Below are 15,060 nucleotides of genomic sequence, written 5' to 3' on the forward strand. Positions count from 1 at the left end.
ACCAACATCCAGAAAATACAGGAACTTCTGCCCAATTATTATAAACTTTTCATTAGTAAAAAATCAAACTAAGCAAAGACGGGGTTGCTCGGGTGGATACGTTCAGACCGAAGCGCAACGCCCACCAAGCTCTAGAGAAATGTAGGAAGTACATCACAGAGGGCTATGTATACGCAGTTGACTTGGACTTAGAGAAGTTCTTCGACAAGGTGAATCATAGCAAGCTGATAGAAGTGCTCTCCCGCACAATCAAAGACGGCAGGGTAGTATCGTTGATACACAAATACCTGAATGCTGGGGTGCAGATGGGTGTCCAACTCGAAGCGAGTGAAGCAGGTGTTCCGCAGGGAGGGCCATTAAGTCCTCTACTTAGCAACATCATGCTGAATGAGCTGGATAAAGAGCTGGAAATCAGAGGTCACAAGTTTGTTCGATACGCAGATGACTTGGTTATTTGGTGTAAGAGCAAACGAGGAGCGGAGCGGGTAATGGGCTCTATCATCCGTTTTATTGAGGAAAAGTTGTTCTTAAAAGTGAACAAGGAGAAGAGCCAAGTAGCCCACTGCACTAAGGTGAAGTTCCTAGGCTACTCGTTTTACAAAACGAAGGGCGAAGGGAGGCTACGCATACACCCCAAAAGTGTGGCAAAGATGAAAGCTCACATAAAGGAGCTGACATCGCGTAGCAATGGCTGGGGTAACGAACGCAGGAAGGAATCGCTCCGCCAATACATCATTGGCTGGGTTAACTACTTCAAGTTGGCGGATATGGAGAAGCTGCTAAAGAGGGTAGATGAGTGGTACAGACGAAGGCTTAGAATGGTTATTTGGAAACAATGGAAACGAATAAAGACCAGACTGAGGAATCTAATCAAGCTTGGGGTTAAGAAATCCAAAGCTTGGGAATGGGCGAACTCAAGGAAGGGCTACTGGCACTTGGCCAATAGCTTTATACTTGCTACGACCATTACCACTGAAAAACTACGACAAGCCGGGTTTACATTTTTCTCCGACCACTATCTAAAGGTTAGAATCAAAACTTAAAGAACCGCCGTATACCGAACGGTACGTACGGTGGTGTGAGAGGACAGGTAGGGAAATAATCCCTACCTTCCTACTCGATTGTTAATAACCGGCAGCTTATCCGTCTTTTCGGGATTCGGTAGATCCATAATATACTTTTTGGACTGGGTTATATTTGATCGCTTGATATCCTCCGTATGGACCGAGACTAAATTCTACCCGATGGCCTTTTTGTTCCAAGTCTGGAATGACCTCCCATGAGAATCCACTTTCCAAATTTAATGCTCTCCCTGAGATCATTTTTGAACCTGTGGGTTGAGAAAAGCCAACATGCCGCATCCGCGGGGCATTCCCAGCTTCTTGGAGATTAATCATATCCACGATAATTTGGGTGTGGTCTTGTGGCTGTACGGCCCCACCCATCAAGCCAATACTCCTAAAAGGCTTACCGTCTTTGGTAACGAAAGCTGGAAAAAATTAACTTAAGATTCAGAAAGGGTATTTTCAAAGTTGATTGATTTAAAATCCTGGGACATTCTCAAAACCAGTTTTCTAGGCTGTTAGAAATCCCTCTCCTATGAGCGCTACCTTTGTTGGATTTTTCAGTAAAAAATAAGTGTAAAGGCTGTTTTGTTTCAGTGATCCCTCTTAAATCAGTGAGGCGTTTACCAGCTATAAACTTAGCCGACTTCTGGGATGAACCTGTTCATTCCGTTCGGATGGAATGATTTAGGCTAGCTATCCAATAAAACTAATGGGATTAAAACAAAAAAGCCCCGAAAATCGGGGCTTTAATGCGGAATGGACGGGACTCGAACCCGCGACCTCCTGCGTGACAGGCAGGCATTCTAACCAGCTGAACTACCACTCCAAATATCTTTATAGTACTGACCATGAGCTGAGGACTTTCTCAGTAACAGAGGAGCTCTTTACTTCTCAGTCAGCTACTTTTTTTGTGTTGTCGTCTTTTTGTGCTGTGCTTCTCGTTTGAAGTGATGCAAAGGTAGGTATTTCGGGTTTTTCTGCAATAGGTCACTAGAAAATTTTTTCTAGATATACGCTATCTTATTCTATTTCAGTTAAATAATTTTTAAATAAAAACTACCTGATTTGGTTTTCCACCAAAGGGTTTGCGGCTGCAGGATATTCCTTATCTTTGTTCCTTTCAAAATTCACCACAATGGTACTAGAATTCGAGAAACCCATAGCTGACTTAGAGCAAAAGCTGCAAGAAATGAAGGATCTGGCAAAAGGTCGTAACATCGATTTAAGTTCAGATATTGAATCTCTGGAAGATAAAATCCTTGCTTTGAAAAAAGAAACCTTTGAGAATCTGACGCGCTGGCAGCGGGTGCAGCTTTCCAGACATGCTGATCGACCTTATGCCTTGGATTACATTTATGAAATCACCAATGATTTTATTGAAATTCACGGGGACCGTACAGTAAAAGACGATAAAGCCATGATTGGTGGACTTGGAGATATCGATGGTCGCACGGTCATGTTTATCGGGCAGCAAAAAGGAAGAAATACCAAGCAGCGGCAGGAACGAAATTTTGGTATGGCTAATCCAGAAGGGTACCGAAAGGCCCTTCGGTTGATGAAGATGGCCGAGAAATTTGGAAAGCCGATCGTGACCTTAATCGATACTCCGGGAGCATTTCCAGGTTTAGAAGCTGAAGAACGGGGACAGGGTGAAGCCATCGCCAGAAACCTCAAAGAAATGTTTATGCTAAAAGTACCTGTGATTTGTATCATTATCGGGGAAGGGGCATCTGGAGGAGCATTGGGAATCGCTATTGGTGACAAAGTATTTATGCTTGAGAATACCTGGTATTCAGTGATCTCGCCAGAATCCTGCTCTTCGATTCTTTGGAGGTCTTGGGATTACAAAGAACAAGCCGCAGAAGCGTTAAAATTAACTGCTAAGGATATGAAAGGAAATGGATTAATCGATGATATTATTCCCGAACCTTTAGGAGGAGCGCACAAGGATCTCAAAGGCATGGCAAAAACACTAAAAGAAATTATTGCTGCCTCCTTGAAAGAATTAGATAAAATTAAACCCGAAAAGCGGATTGATCAGCGAATTGATAAATTCTGCAAAATGGGGGTTGTCGTCGAATAAAATAGAATTGAAAATCGTGATAATGATTTTCTTTTACCTGTAAAATCAAAAGCAATCTTTCGTCAGATAAGGTTGCTTTTGGTTTTTAACCCAACATCCCAAAATGGAATTATATACTGTCAATACCGGATTTTTTAAATTGGATGGAGGTGCCATGTTTGGTGTGGTACCAAAGGTCCTATGGTCTAGAACCAATCCTGCAGACCAAAACAATCTCTGCACCTGGGCGATGCGTTCCTTATTGGTTGTGGAAGGGGATCGGTTGATTCTCATAGATAATGGAATTGGAGACAAACAGGATGCTAAATTTTTCTCTCATTACTATTTACATGGAGAGGATTCGCTGAAAGGATCGTTGAAAAAATTGGGCGTAGGTTTGCATCAAATCACAGATAATTTTTTGACTCATCTTCATTTTGACCATTGTGGAGGAGGAGTAAGCTACGGCTCCCATGGTCAGTACGAAATGACCTTTCCGCGCGCTACCTATTGGTCCAATGCCGCACACTGGGAATGGGCCACTGAACCTAATCCAAGGGAAAAAGCTTCTTTTCTCAAAGATAATATCCTCCCCATGGAGGAGTTAGGTCAATTGAAATTTGTTGACCTGGAGTCAAAAAGTCTGGTGCCCAACTTTGATTTTATTACCGTAGACGGTCACACAGATAAGCAAATGCTTCCAAAAATTCAGTACAAAGGCAAAACCCTGGTTTTTGTTGCAGACCTTTTGCCTTCCGTCGGGCATATTCCGATTCCATATGTCATGGGATATGATACCAGGCCTTTGGTAACCATGGAGGAAAAGGGAAGGTTTTTGGAAGAAGCGGCGCGTGAAAATTACATTTTGTTTTTTGAGCATGATCCCGTAAATGAATGCTGTACGGTAAAAATGACCGAAAAGGGAGTGCGTGTGGATCAAACATTTAGGCTAAATGAAATCTGACTTGAAAATCGGGGTCGCACTATCCGGCGGAGGTGTGAGGGGGATTTCTCACTTGGGGGTACTTCAAGCCCTCAATGAATTGGGGATTTTCCCGACCAAAGTCAGTGGAACTTCCGCTGGTGCGATTGCCGGAGCGATGTATTGTGCGGGTTATGAGCCAAAAGAGATTCTTAAAATCATTGTTGAGACTAATTATTTCAAGTTTCTTCGTCCGGCGATATCGCTGACTGGAATTTTGAAAATGAGTAGCATTGAAAGTTTGTTTCGCACTTACCTCTCCCACAATGAATTTGCGCAGCTAAAGACTCCTTTGGCTGTAGCTGCTACTGATATTAATAAGGGTAAGGTGATTTACTTTTCAGAAGGTGAGCTTATCCAGCCGATCATGGCATCGAGTTGTATCCCGGGTATGTTTGAGCCAATCAAAATCGGAAATAAATTTCTCGTGGATGGCGGAGTACTCAATAACCTGCCTGTGGAGCCGCTAGATGGTACCTGTGATTATGTCATCGGGGTCAATTGTAACCAATTGCCAGAGGAAAGCAATATCCGAAATATGAAAGGCCTGATTGAACGCGCGGTGATCATGTCGATGAATTACAACGTGTACAGTAGAAAGGCCAAATGCGATTATTTCATCGAGGCCCCAGGCCTTGGAAAATATGGGGTATTTGATATCAAGAAAGCCCCGGAACTTTTTCAGGCGGGTTATCAGGAAACCATGCGCTTCGCATCGGAAAATCCATCACTTGCTGATTTGACAAATTCACCTCAAAACCAACCTTCCCTATGATGAAGTTTCTTTCCCGAATTGTATTTTGGTTGAGTGGCTGGTCGCTCAATGCGAATTGGCCCGAAGGGCTAAAAAAAGCGGTTTTGATTGCGATTCCGCACACGTCAAATTGGGATTTGCTTTATGCAAGAGCTGCCTTTTTTCTAATGGACATTCCGGTCAGGTTTACCATCAAAAAAGAAGTGATGGTTGGGCCATTGGGATGGTTAATTAAAGGTTTAGGCGGGATCGCCATTGATAGAAAGCGTGTCCCGGGAGGAAGAAAACAAACGTATACCGAAGCCATGACTTCGATGCTCAAGGACTCCAAAGAGTTGGTCATTATGGTCACCCCTGAGGGAACTCGCGATGCGGTCAAAAAGTGGAAATCCGGATTTTACCATATAGCCCTTGGAGCAAATGTACCCGTAGTCATTGGGTATTTGGATTATAAGAAAAAAGAAGCCGGAATCGGTCCCTGCATTTACCCAAATGGAAATATGGAAGAACAAATCGAAGCGATGAAGGAATTCGGCAGAACTGTCACTCCAAAACATCCTGAGAAAGGAATACTGTAATAAAACAGGATAGGCCTTTTGATTCAGCAAAACTTCTCTTCAGATTTTCTAAAATCGGTTTATAAGCTTATTTTTACTATTCTTTTTTAAAATCCATACTTACTGAATTAATGCAATAGCGGATGCCTCCTTTATCATCTGGCCCGTCGGGAAATCGGTGTCCTAAATGTGATCCGCATTGCCCACAGAGGATTTCTTCACGGACCATAAAGTGGCTGTAATCCATCTGGACTTCAATTGCCTGCGGGGAAATTGGTTCGGTGAAACTTGGCCATCCACAGCCGCTGTCATATTTTTTGGAGGAATGAAAAATGTCATTTCCACAGACTTTACATTCGTAGATTCCAGTTTCTTTGTTGAGGTAATATTGGCCGGTAAAAGGACGTTCGGTACCTTTTTCTCGGAGTACATGATAAGATTGAGGGTCTAGTTTGTTTTTTAACTCCTCTTCTGAAAATTGGATTGGAAATATTTTTGAGCTTTTCTTATTCATAGGTTTACTCTTTTTTTAAGGAAATTCCATCGGACTTAAACTTAAAATTCCAGCGGCTTAAGAACGAAAGAGGTGACCTTTGATCGGATATTTTATTCTCTAAGGTTAACTGAATTATTGAGCTTTGGGTTTATTCATCCATCGATAAAAGTAAATCGTACCCATTCCGTAGCATAATATATCCCAGGGATCACTGATATACTGAGGGGATTGTCTCGGTAAAAACCATTCGAAGACAAGCGAAACATAAACCCAGGAAATGATTATCGGCGTTTTGGCGAAAATATAGGAGTTTTTGGCTGGGTGCATCCATCGAAATAGTTGAAGGGTAATTCCCAAAATGACCGGCATGGCCAATAAATCGTCCAAATAGGCATGAATAATTGGGATGAAAATTTGGAAGGCTTTCTCTAATAGTTGATTGAGCCCAAAAAGAAGTACAGGAAAGAAGAAAAAGGGATTTTTAAGTACTGTCATCAACCTGGCATTACTGCAATCAGCCAAAGGAGGAATGATAGGATGGCCATGAAAATCGTGTAGAAGGAATTCCCGATTTTCTTGAGAAAAACGAGTAGGGAAGAGTCTGTTTTCTTAATGGTAAAGAGCCAATTTTCTGTATTTTTGAGTTGCTCTTGCTCTCTTCGTTCTTGATTTTTTAAGTCTTTACCACCAAGAGGTTGACCGCAATGCTCGCAAGGATCGGTTAAATTCATATTCCAACGCGACCATTTTTCACAGTGAGGGCATTTTTTTTGACCCATAGTTGCTTAGTTTGTGCTGTCTTCGATGGCTTGAATGATTCGTGCAACAGCTTCATTTATTTCCCTTTCAGTAATCGTTAAAGGAGGAGCGATTCGCATGGAATCGTCACAAAATAAAAACCAATCTGTAATCACCCCAAGTTCGATTGCTCGATCAATAATCGGTTTTAAACTCTTAAAGGATTCAAACTCCACAGCCATCATCAAACCTTTATTTCGAATCGCTTTGATTTTGGGATGGATTAATTGCTTTTTGATCAGTGCTGCCTTTTGCTCCACTTGTTCGATGAGCGACTCTTCTTTCAAAATTTCAATCGTTGCTAAGCTGGCTGCTGCACTAACCGGATGTCCACCAAAAGTAGTAATATGTCCCAGTAAGGGATTATTTTTGAAAACGCTCATCCTCTCTTTACTAGAAATAAAAGCGCCAATGGGCATACCACCGCCCATGCCTTTGGCGCAGACCAAAATATCAGGAATGATTCCAAAATGCTCAAACGCCCAGAATTTTCCCGTTCGGCCAAATCCCGCCTGAATTTCATCCAAAATCAACAAGGCTCCAACCTCATCACAACGCGTTCGTAAGGCTTGAAAATATTCCGTACAAGCGATCCGGATTCCGGCTTCACCTTGGATGGTTTCCACCACCACTGCGGCGGTTTGGCGGTTAATTCGGTTCAAATCTGCAAAGCCTCCATAAACGATAGTGGATACGCCGGGCACTAAAGGCCGATAGGCTCGTTTGAATACCTCATTTCCTCCAATGCTTAAGGCGCCATGTGAACTTCCATGATAGGCATTGATACAGGAAACTACCTCCGGTCTTCCAGTGTAACGCTTGGCCAGCTTTAATGCTCCCTCTATCGCCTCAGATCCGCTATTGACCAGATAGACATTGTCCAAGGGTTCTGGTAGGGTGTCTACCAACGCTTTTGCGAGTTTGGCTTGAGGACTTTGCACGTATTCTCCATAAACCATCAAATGAAGGTAATGATTGAGTTGGTGCTGAATGGCTTGTATTACCCTGGGATGTCGATGACCTACATTACTTACGCCAATTCCTGAAATCAAATCCATGTATTTTTCGCCTTTTGGTCCATAAAGCCATACACCTTCCGCTTTTTCGATTTCGATCATTAAGGGAAAATCCGTGGTTTGAGCCAGGTGGGAAAGAAATAATTGTCGGTTATTCATGATTTGAATTCAATTCAAAAGCTGGAAAATCGAAAGAACACACCCAAGGGTAGTTTTTTCTCAAAGCGGTCTTGCAGATAAAGTTCACCATGTTGGGCATTTGGGACATTGCCAAAGGAAGAATGAATTAAATTCGCCGCAATCATGGAGGAGAAGCTTAGGGAGTACATATTGAGCAAAAGGAAACGATCTTTTGGATCCAATATTTCTGCACAAGTTTTGAGCATTTCATTGATTTGTTCCTCCAATATCCATTTTTCTCCATCAGGACCGCGGCCGTAGGCAGGAGGATCAAGGATGATCCCCTGATAGCTATTTCCCCGACGCGCTTCCCGCTTGATAAACTTCATGGCATCATCAACCATCCAACGGATATTATCCAAGCCGGAAGATTCCATATTGTGCCTGGACCAGGTCACTACTTGTCTGACCGAATCCAAATGAGTCACCTCCGCACCGGCTGCTCGGGCTGCTACCGAGGCTGCACCGGTGTAGGCAAAAAGATTAAGTACTTTTGGATTTTTGACAGGAGATTTTTTGAGGGTTTGATAAATGTAATCCCAATTGACCGCCTGCTCGGGAAAGAGTCCGATGTGTTTGAATGAGGTTTGTGCTAAATTAAGTTTAAGGGATAATCCTTGATCATTCGTATACGAAATGGACCAATTGTGGGGCATTTTTTTGAATTGTTCCCAGTTTCCTTTTTCAGGGTTGTTTTTTTCTTTTGAAAAGTGTGCATGGGTGAGCTTTCTCCATTCTGAGTCTGCTAGACTTTTATCCCAGATCGCCTGAGGCTCAGGTCTGCTTAGAATGAAATCTCCAAATCGTTCTAATTTTTCAAATCCACCGGTATCGATCAGTTCGTAGTCGCTCCATTTTCCCGGACTCAGGGACACTATTGTTTCGTTCATTACTAAGCTAGGTTTCCTTGACAAAAGTAGTCAATTTATTAGAGACCTAAATTTTTCAAGGCTTCTTCACTTTGATTCCATAGTTTGGTGGAAAGTGATTTAGATTGGGCAAGTTTGGAAGGTTTTTTAACTTTTTTTCTCACATAATAGGCTCCAGAGTCTAGGTTTTTAATAGGTGTTTTGGTCAAGAAAATAGTGGTTTCCGCTCCTTTTCTTGGCGAAATGAAAAAAAGTTGCGTAGCGCGTATAATCGCTTTACTGATTGGGTCGGTTTCTGCCCCAAAAGCAGTCTTTACCGCTCCGGGATGAAGGGAGTAGGTTTGATATCCAATATCCTTTAAGTATTTGGACGTAAGGATATTAAATAGTTTTACCGCACCGTATGCTGTAATCGTGCTAGTGTAATTTTCCAAGAGTAAATCATTTAGGTCTAAGCCAGGGATTCGGTGTGCTTCCGAACTTACGTAGATGACTTTTGAATTTTCTTTGGAAAGGCAGGGCAGGAGCTGCTTGGTCAGGGTAAAGGGACCAAGATGATTTACCGCAAAGGTCATATCCAGTCCTTCTTGAGTTTTCTTTCCTCCAGGAAACATACCTCCTGCATTGTTGATTAGCACATCTATGTTCGGGTGATTAACTTTGATCTGTTCAGCCACTTGATGAGTTTGCTTGATGGAGCTGAGATCCATGGGGTATAACTTCAACCGATCCTGATCAGGTAATTCCTGAAAAAGCGACTCGGCTTTTTTGAGGTTTCTTAGCGGGAGAATCCATTGGTCTGCTTGATCATAAAGTGTCTTAAGCGTTTCCCATCCGATACCGGAGGTACTGCCTGAAAGTAGTATTGTCATGTCATTTTTATTTACAAGACAAAAAAAGTACTCACTTGGTTTTCAGCTTGCTGGAATAGCCGTGAAATACATCATCCAAATAAATGCAGAGAATTTGTAGTTTTGGACTTAGATTAATCCAACATTCAAGCAGAATCCACCCCTTTTTCTCTTTGATTGATCCATGCCAAAAAAATTTGTTGATATAGAAAATGCAATACAGTCCAAGAATCCTAAGCTCCTCAAATGGCTTCCTAGGTTTGTGATTTCCTATATCAAAAGGATCACCCATGAAGCTTGGCTCAATCAGGTTATGGCAAAAATCGGGCATTTGCGAGGGCTTGAGTTTGTCAATGCCATCATTGAGGAGTTTGGGATGGAGGTTGTACTCACCGGGGCTGAAAATATTCCCAAAGAAGGAGGGGTAATTGTAGCATCGAATCACCCTTTGGGTGGATTGGATGGAATTGCGTTGATGTATGCCATCGGGCGGATTAGACCCGATATCCGATTTTTGGTAAATGATCTGCTCATGGCATTTGAAAACTTCCAGCCAATTTTTGTACCGGTGAATAAACATGGGAAAAATTCGGTGAAAGCCTTGGATACAATTGACGGGGTATTTGCGGGAGATTTTGCGGTAATGATTTTCCCGGCTGGGCTGGTTTCTAGAAAATCCGATCATGGAATTAAGGATTTGGTTTGGAAAAAAAGCTTTATTGCAAAGGCTAAGAAGTATGAGAAAGAAATTTTACCTTGTTTTGTGGAAGGTCGAAATTCCAAGTTCTTTTATAATCTTGCTTATTGGCGAAAGAAACTTGGGATAAAAGCTAATATTGAAATGTTTTTTCTTGTTGATGAGATGTACCGACAGATTGGAAGTAAAGTAACCATTCACTTGGGACAGCCAATAGGACCGAAGGAGTTGGATGCAAGTAAAACCGATATGGAGTGGGCAGCATTTGTCAAGGGAAAAGTGTATGAATTAGAAACGAAAAATGAATAGGTTGGAAGAAATCATTCCGGCGATTGACCGACAATTGCTAAAGTCAGAATTGACAGAAGAGCGTTTTCTTCGATATACCAATAACGGAAATAATCTTGTGTTTTTGGTAAATCATCATAATGCTCCAAATACGGTTTTGGAAATCGGAAGGCTTAGGGAATTGACTTTTCGATTAGCCGGAGGCGGTACCGGACTGGCCCTGGATCTGGATGAAAATGACATCGGAGAAGTATGTTATGATCAGCTGGTCACCTGGAATCCGGAAGATGAAGAAATCGTAGCTGGCTATCGCCTGATTCATTGTCGCAAAGCCATGAAAGCAGGCGGAGAAATCAATTTATCCACCACTCATTTATTTGACTTTTCAGAAGAGTTTATTCAAAATTATATCCCGTATACCATTGAGCTGGGGCGCTCTTTTGTGCAGCCCAAATACCAGCCAGGAATCGATAACCGAAAAGGTATTTTTAGCTTAGATAATCTGTGGGATGGACTAGGGGCTGTGGTATTACTCAGTCCTGATGTTAAATACCTTTTTGGGAAAGTCACAATGTATCCACATTATCACCGTGAAGCCCGTGATCTGTTGCTCGTTTTTATGAATTATTATTTTCCGGATCATAAAAAACTGGTCACACCCAAAAAAGAGCTTGAATTGGGATTTGAAACTGAAATTGGCAGAAGTCCAAATCCTTTTTTAAACCTGGATTACAAAGAGGGATATAAATTATTGAATAGTAAAATTAGAGGCTATGGGGAGAATATTCCTCCACTTATCAACACGTATATGAATCTTTCTCCAACGATGATGACTTTCGGTACTTCGCTCAATGATGAGTTTGGGGCCGTGGAGGAGACGGGGATTTTGATTACACTGGAAGATATCTACGAAACCAAAAAACACCGACACATGGATACCTTTGAGCGGGATAGAATTTATGGAAGCAGAGATGTCAACACCTAAAACGCTGATCGTAGGGGCCACCACGAATCCAGGAAGGTATGCACATTATGCGGCCTCCCTCTTTTTTGAGCGTCAAATGGAATTCATTCCCATTGGCATCAAAAAGGGGAAAGTATTTGGGAAGGAAATTTTGGATTTGAAATCCAAACCTGCGCTTAGTGATATCCATACCATAACGATGTATATCGGGCCGCAACATCAGGAGGAATGGATGGATTATTTGCTTTCACTAAATCCGAAACGGATAATTTTTAATCCTGGAACTGAAAATCCTGATTTTTTTAATAAAGCAAAAGCCAAAGGAGTGGAAGTTGTTCCGGCTTGTACCTTGGTTATGTTGAGGACGGGACAGTTTTAGACGACTTTTTAAAAAAGCTATCCATGTAAATTACATGGGGGAAAGAGATAAGCGATATCAAGACGAAAAACAGGAGCATCAATTGTCCCATTTCCAAGGCTTTGATTCCCAAAAACAGAATAATAGCAATTCCGACCATGCTGATGAGACTAAAAGGTAGAAGCTGAATTATAAATTTTTTTGCTCCTCGAAATTGTGGAAACCGAGCCAAATAGTCGTATTCGCTAACCATACTGGGAAGAGCATGCCAAAACCCAAAATATACCGCAAAGCTGATGAATAAGGGGCTAAAATACAGTAGGAAGGGTAGGAGGAATAGATCTAAAAGGTCATTTCGGTTGAATGAGATTTTTGAAATAAACTGGATTCCAATCGATAATCCAAAAAATGCAAAGATGAAATAAAATTGATACGGCCCAAGATACCTAATGGACAAAATAGGAGAGAGGATTTCGGCGGTGGTTTCAAAACTTCCAAATAGAATCAAGCTCAGGAAAAAAAATCCTCGGCTGATGAAAAGGACAGATTCAATCCACACCGCGTTTTTTAATCGATTGAGGTAGTGAGTTTGCCCAAAATGATAGGCTGAAAAGATTAAAAAAAGCAGGATTGCCAATTTTGGTGCAATAAACCAAAGTCCCATGTAAATCAAAATTAAGCCTAGATAAGTGATTAGGAATCTGATAAGTGATTTTTTAGTCAATCTGGGCTGGGAGGTGAGGTGGTCGATGGCCCCATGTGGAATTCCGATACTGACTAAAATAAGGCCAAACATTGTCATTTGAGCCAGCATATTTTCTGTTTCAGTCCAGATAAAAATTAAACATATTAAAATGCCTAGGGCCTTAAAATAGGCTTCAACGCTTTTCATAGGAAAGCAGGCTTTTGATGAAAATAGCAAACCGAAGGCGAGACAGGATGCGAATTTCCTCCCAAAGAGAAGTCTCCTCATTCAAAAAGCGAAATAACTGGTCGGTTTGGGTCTTTTGGAATAAATCTTTAAACAAAAGCACTAGTTCATTTGGCCATTTGTGTGCTATATTCAACAGAATATTGTCGTAAAACTTAAATCGCTTGGGGGGATTGTAAGGCGAAATTGATTTGCCTTGTACCAATTCAGAAACGATTCGTTTGGTCTCCAATTGGATCTTGTGAAAGGTATATCCGGTCGATGCTTTGGTCCATCCCGCGCGTGTTCCGATGGGGTAAATGGTTTTACTTGACTTGATTTCTCCCACTTGAGTGCTCATCGGAATTACACCACTTTCTTGAAAAGTTATAGAGAAGTTAGCAGCAGGGAATTTTTGATCAAGGTAATCTTGAATTTTATTTTCGAGAATATCTTTAGAAATGGGTTTTTTAGAATACGTAGTGTATTCAATTAAAGCGGATTGGTCGGAAAAGGGTAAGATGTAAAAGAATTCAAAATCCTCGGCAAAAGTCTGGTTCCACTCCATCAGCGTCAAGGATTTACTGTCAAATAATGGCGATTCCGTTTTGACCACCCATCCAGCAAAAAGTTGTTTTAATACATTCGGGGGAAAATCTTGGTCGGAAATACGGGAATCAAAAACGGTCTTCGCTTGGACCGTGACTCCTTTTTGGCAATGGACTAAAGAATAATTTTCCTTTTCTTCCAGACCTATTACGGGTGAAGCAAGAGTTTCAATTGTGTGGTGGCTATTGATTTTTTTCCAAATGGATTCATAAAAGTCAGTGGATTCCAAATGGAAATACTTCAGTTTTGAAAAGGAATAGTGTTGTTGTTGGTCTACCGAAGAAAGCTTTAAGTTCTCCCAGAAGTGAATGGCATGTGAAGGATGAATTTCTAAAGGACTTTCTGACCAATAACACCAAGTTTTGGAAGGAATTCGATTGATATCTGGATCGATTAACAATATTTTTGAATGCCGAAGTGGGCTTTCCAAAAGGTAGTAAACCATGCTCAGACTCGCACAACCTGCTCCTGCAAATATGATGTCATATTCCTTCATGGTGAAAATAGGGATCGCCGAAAGACGATCCCCTTTTTTGGTTGTTATGCAGTTGCTGTTTTGACTTTGGATTTGGCTGATTCTGAGATGGCCACAGAATAAATTACCAATCCGAATCCGATTTTGTTGATGGCGTCAGCCAGGTTGTAGAATAAGTCAATGGAGCTGACTTCGAATGCACCTGAAAGTAAATTTCCGGGGAGTACCATGTATCCAATTGGATAGATTGACCATCCCAGTGTAATGAAGATTTTAAGCAAAAACATGGCTCTTCCTAAGGCAGGACTGTCTGATTCTTTGGCTAACTTAGCCACGTCCCCAGCAAATACTTCATACACGATATACAAGTAACCCACTGTAGATAAAACCCCCCAGAAGATATTGCTATCGATTCCGGAAGTCTCTCCAATGTAACCTGTAACCAGCATCAAAAGCGATGCAACAATCAACTTGAACAACGTAGATCCTTTGGCTCCAAATGGCTTGGTCAACAAATAAAATTCCACACACATCAAAGGTACCGTCAAAGTCCAGTCCACATACCTAAAGGCTGTGGGACTAGTGCCTGTCTGCAGGTAAAAATCCCGCATGTAGTAGTAATGTACTGCCGCAATACCCGTAATGAGACCGGATACAAGAAGTGAAGTTTTCCACTTTCCGTCAACGGAACCTCTTTCTACGAAAAAGAATACCGCTGAAGCAAACATAGCCATGTACCCAATGAAGAAGGTAATGGCAACCGGATCTGAATTGATGATTCTGTCTAAACCAACTAATTCAGCTAATAAGGTGAGGTTCATGTGTTTTAAAGGTTAGGTGTTAATTGATTGATTTCAAGCATAAAAGATTTTCAGAATAATATTTGTTTAACAAAAAGGATTAAAAAATAAACAAAAGTGTATAAGGAGTTAAAAAATAGGTACATATAGGTATATTTTGTCGATAAAAAATTGAAGAAAAAAATTAAGATATTGGGATTTACACGAATAAAATTTTGAATTAAGTGTGATTTTTGATCTCAAAATTTGATGTAATTATGGTTCTTTTATTCTCGCTTGACTCACTTTTTTTAATTAACTTGCCGAATCATTGAAAAATAAAAAATC

The 15,060-nt window shown here is 41.2% G+C and carries 17 protein-coding genes, 1 tRNA gene and 1 pseudogene; 8 read left to right on the forward strand and 11 right to left on the reverse strand.

From position 1 onward, the window contains the following. Positions 1 to 92: 92 nt before the first annotated feature. Positions 93 to 1,043 carry a reverse transcriptase domain-containing protein gene (locus Q0L00_RS00005; protein WP_297334801.1) on the forward strand — a complete coding sequence of 317 codons (951 nt, stop codon included), beginning with the start codon at positions 93 to 95 and terminating at the stop codon, positions 1,041 to 1,043. 96 nt (positions 1,044 to 1,139) lie between these two features. Here Q0L00_RS00005 and Q0L00_RS00010 read toward each other — a convergent pair. Continuing rightward, a pseudogene (locus tag Q0L00_RS00010) lies at positions 1,140 to 1,484 on the reverse strand (gamma-glutamyltransferase); the annotation flags it as partial. Between the two features lie 335 nt (positions 1,485 to 1,819). Then, positions 1,820 to 1,893: transfer RNA gene (locus Q0L00_RS00015), tRNA-Asp, on the reverse strand. A gap of 309 nt (positions 1,894 to 2,202) precedes the next feature. On the opposite strand from Q0L00_RS00015, the gene Q0L00_RS00020 reads away from it, so the two are divergent. From Q0L00_RS00020 to Q0L00_RS00035, 4 genes are all read left to right on the forward strand, one after another. Continuing rightward, positions 2,203 to 3,150: an acetyl-CoA carboxylase carboxyltransferase subunit alpha gene (locus tag Q0L00_RS00020; RefSeq protein ID WP_297334802.1), complete on the forward strand. Its 948-nt coding sequence runs from the start codon at positions 2,203 to 2,205 to the stop codon at positions 3,148 to 3,150. 103 nt (positions 3,151 to 3,253) lie between these two features. Next, the gene (locus tag Q0L00_RS00025; RefSeq protein ID WP_297334803.1) at positions 3,254 to 4,093 is read left to right on the forward strand and encodes an MBL fold metallo-hydrolase; all 840 of its coding nucleotides are present in this window, start codon (positions 3,254 to 3,256) and stop codon (positions 4,091 to 4,093) included. Further along, on the forward strand, positions 4,083 to 4,886 hold the full coding sequence (locus tag Q0L00_RS00030) for a patatin-like phospholipase family protein (RefSeq protein ID WP_297334804.1): 804 nt from the start codon (positions 4,083 to 4,085) through the stop codon (positions 4,884 to 4,886). Before Q0L00_RS00025 ends, Q0L00_RS00030 begins: the two co-directional genes overlap by 11 nt. Next, the gene (locus Q0L00_RS00035) at positions 4,883 to 5,443 is read left to right on the forward strand and encodes a 1-acyl-sn-glycerol-3-phosphate acyltransferase (RefSeq protein WP_297334805.1); all 561 of its coding nucleotides are present in this window, start codon (positions 4,883 to 4,885) and stop codon (positions 5,441 to 5,443) included. Before Q0L00_RS00030 ends, Q0L00_RS00035 begins: the two co-directional genes overlap by 4 nt. Before the next feature lie 76 nt (positions 5,444 to 5,519). Here Q0L00_RS00035 and msrB read toward each other — a convergent pair whose 3' ends face one another. From msrB to Q0L00_RS00065, 6 genes are all read right to left on the reverse strand, one after another. Beyond that, positions 5,520 to 5,936, reverse strand: coding sequence for a peptide-methionine (R)-S-oxide reductase MsrB (gene msrB, locus Q0L00_RS00040; protein ID WP_297334806.1), 417 nt, complete (start codon positions 5,934 to 5,936; stop codon positions 5,520 to 5,522). 114 nt (positions 5,937 to 6,050) lie between these two features. Next, positions 6,051 to 6,413 carry a magnesium citrate secondary transporter gene (locus Q0L00_RS00045; RefSeq protein ID WP_297334807.1) on the reverse strand — a complete coding sequence of 121 codons (363 nt, stop codon included), beginning with the start codon at positions 6,411 to 6,413 and terminating at the stop codon, positions 6,051 to 6,053. Then, positions 6,413 to 6,697, reverse strand: a complete 285-nt coding sequence (locus Q0L00_RS00050; RefSeq protein WP_297334808.1) for a class I tRNA ligase family protein — start codon at positions 6,695 to 6,697, stop codon at positions 6,413 to 6,415. Before Q0L00_RS00050 ends, Q0L00_RS00045 begins: the two co-directional genes overlap by 1 nt. 6 nt (positions 6,698 to 6,703) lie before the next feature. After that, a complete protein-coding gene (locus tag Q0L00_RS00055) occupies positions 6,704 to 7,891 on the reverse strand; it encodes an aspartate aminotransferase family protein (protein WP_297334809.1) in 1,188 nt (395 codons plus the stop codon). 14 nt (positions 7,892 to 7,905) lie between these two features. After that, positions 7,906 to 8,802, reverse strand: a complete 897-nt coding sequence (locus Q0L00_RS00060) for a class I SAM-dependent methyltransferase (RefSeq protein WP_297334810.1) — start codon at positions 8,800 to 8,802, stop codon at positions 7,906 to 7,908. 38 nt (positions 8,803 to 8,840) lie between these two features. Continuing rightward, entirely contained in the window at positions 8,841 to 9,653 is an 813-nt protein-coding gene (locus tag Q0L00_RS00065; protein WP_297334811.1) for an SDR family NAD(P)-dependent oxidoreductase, read from the reverse strand. Positions 9,654 to 9,816: 163 nt separating this feature from the next. Between Q0L00_RS00065 and Q0L00_RS00070 the strand changes: the two genes are divergently transcribed. Genes Q0L00_RS00070 through Q0L00_RS00080 form a run of 3 tightly spaced genes read left to right on the forward strand, consistent with a single transcriptional unit; the run spans position 9,817 to position 11,960 of the window. Next, complete coding sequence (locus Q0L00_RS00070) at positions 9,817 to 10,638, forward strand: 1-acyl-sn-glycerol-3-phosphate acyltransferase (protein WP_297334812.1); 822 nt, start codon at positions 9,817 to 9,819, stop codon at positions 10,636 to 10,638. Between the two features lies 1 nt (position 10,639). Further along, positions 10,640 to 11,602, forward strand: coding sequence for a GNAT family N-acetyltransferase (locus Q0L00_RS00075; RefSeq protein ID WP_297334998.1), 963 nt, complete (start codon positions 10,640 to 10,642; stop codon positions 11,600 to 11,602). Further along, a complete protein-coding gene (locus Q0L00_RS00080; RefSeq protein ID WP_297334813.1) occupies positions 11,589 to 11,960 on the forward strand; it encodes a CoA-binding protein in 372 nt (123 codons plus the stop codon). The genes Q0L00_RS00075 and Q0L00_RS00080 overlap by 14 nt, the downstream gene beginning before the upstream one ends. On the opposite strand, the gene Q0L00_RS00085 is transcribed toward Q0L00_RS00080, so the two are convergent. Genes Q0L00_RS00085 through Q0L00_RS00095 form a run of 3 tightly spaced genes read right to left on the reverse strand, consistent with a single transcriptional unit; the run spans position 11,935 to position 14,754 of the window. Continuing rightward, positions 11,935 to 12,831, reverse strand: coding sequence for a Brp/Blh family beta-carotene 15,15'-dioxygenase (locus Q0L00_RS00085; RefSeq protein ID WP_297334814.1), 897 nt, complete (start codon positions 12,829 to 12,831; stop codon positions 11,935 to 11,937). The two genes, Q0L00_RS00080 and Q0L00_RS00085, sit on opposite strands and share 26 nt — an antisense overlap. After that, positions 12,818 to 13,954 carry a lycopene cyclase family protein gene (locus Q0L00_RS00090; RefSeq protein ID WP_297334815.1) on the reverse strand — a complete coding sequence of 379 codons (1,137 nt, stop codon included), beginning with the start codon at positions 13,952 to 13,954 and terminating at the stop codon, positions 12,818 to 12,820. Before Q0L00_RS00090 ends, Q0L00_RS00085 begins: the two co-directional genes overlap by 14 nt. Before the next feature lie 44 nt (positions 13,955 to 13,998). Next, entirely contained in the window at positions 13,999 to 14,754 is a 756-nt protein-coding gene (locus Q0L00_RS00095; RefSeq protein ID WP_297334816.1) for a bacteriorhodopsin, read from the reverse strand. Positions 14,755 to 15,060: the final 306 nt, after the last annotated feature.

Origin of the sequence: Algoriphagus sp. (assembly GCF_024305035.1) — a bacterium.
GTDB lineage: Bacteria > Bacteroidota > Bacteroidia > Cytophagales > Cyclobacteriaceae > Algoriphagus.

Excerpts from the sequence above, each read along its gene's own strand:
- Q0L00_RS00055 (WP_297334809.1), bottom strand. The coding sequence starts at position 7,891 with ATGAATAACCGACAATTATTTCTTTCCCACCTGGCTCAAACCACGGAT.
- Q0L00_RS00020 (WP_297334802.1), top strand. The coding sequence starts at position 2,203 with ATGGTACTAGAATTCGAGAAACCCATAGCTGACTTAGAGCAAAAGCTG.
- Q0L00_RS00090 (WP_297334815.1), bottom strand. The coding sequence starts at position 13,954 with ATGAAGGAATATGACATCATATTTGCAGGAGCAGGTTGTGCGAGTCTG.
- Q0L00_RS00030 (WP_297334804.1), top strand. The coding sequence starts at position 4,083 with ATGAAATCTGACTTGAAAATCGGGGTCGCACTATCCGGCGGAGGTGTG.
- Q0L00_RS00080 (WP_297334813.1), top strand. The coding sequence starts at position 11,589 with ATGTCAACACCTAAAACGCTGATCGTAGGGGCCACCACGAATCCAGGA.
- Q0L00_RS00065 (WP_297334811.1), bottom strand. The coding sequence starts at position 9,653 with ATGACAATACTACTTTCAGGCAGTACCTCCGGTATCGGATGGGAAACG.
- Q0L00_RS00070 (WP_297334812.1), top strand. The coding sequence starts at position 9,817 with ATGCCAAAAAAATTTGTTGATATAGAAAATGCAATACAGTCCAAGAAT.
- Q0L00_RS00060 (WP_297334810.1), bottom strand. The coding sequence starts at position 8,802 with ATGAACGAAACAATAGTGTCCCTGAGTCCGGGAAAATGGAGCGACTAC.
- msrB (WP_297334806.1), bottom strand. The coding sequence starts at position 5,936 with ATGAATAAGAAAAGCTCAAAAATATTTCCAATCCAATTTTCAGAAGAG.
- Q0L00_RS00025 (WP_297334803.1), top strand. The coding sequence starts at position 3,254 with ATGGAATTATATACTGTCAATACCGGATTTTTTAAATTGGATGGAGGT.
- Q0L00_RS00035 (WP_297334805.1), top strand. The coding sequence starts at position 4,883 with ATGATGAAGTTTCTTTCCCGAATTGTATTTTGGTTGAGTGGCTGGTCG.
- Q0L00_RS00045 (WP_297334807.1), bottom strand. The coding sequence starts at position 6,413 with ATGACAGTACTTAAAAATCCCTTTTTCTTCTTTCCTGTACTTCTTTTT.
- Q0L00_RS00095 (WP_297334816.1), bottom strand. The coding sequence starts at position 14,754 with ATGAACCTCACCTTATTAGCTGAATTAGTTGGTTTAGACAGAATCATC.
- Q0L00_RS00050 (WP_297334808.1), bottom strand. The coding sequence starts at position 6,697 with ATGGGTCAAAAAAAATGCCCTCACTGTGAAAAATGGTCGCGTTGGAAT.
- Q0L00_RS00085 (WP_297334814.1), bottom strand. The coding sequence starts at position 12,831 with ATGAAAAGCGTTGAAGCCTATTTTAAGGCCCTAGGCATTTTAATATGT.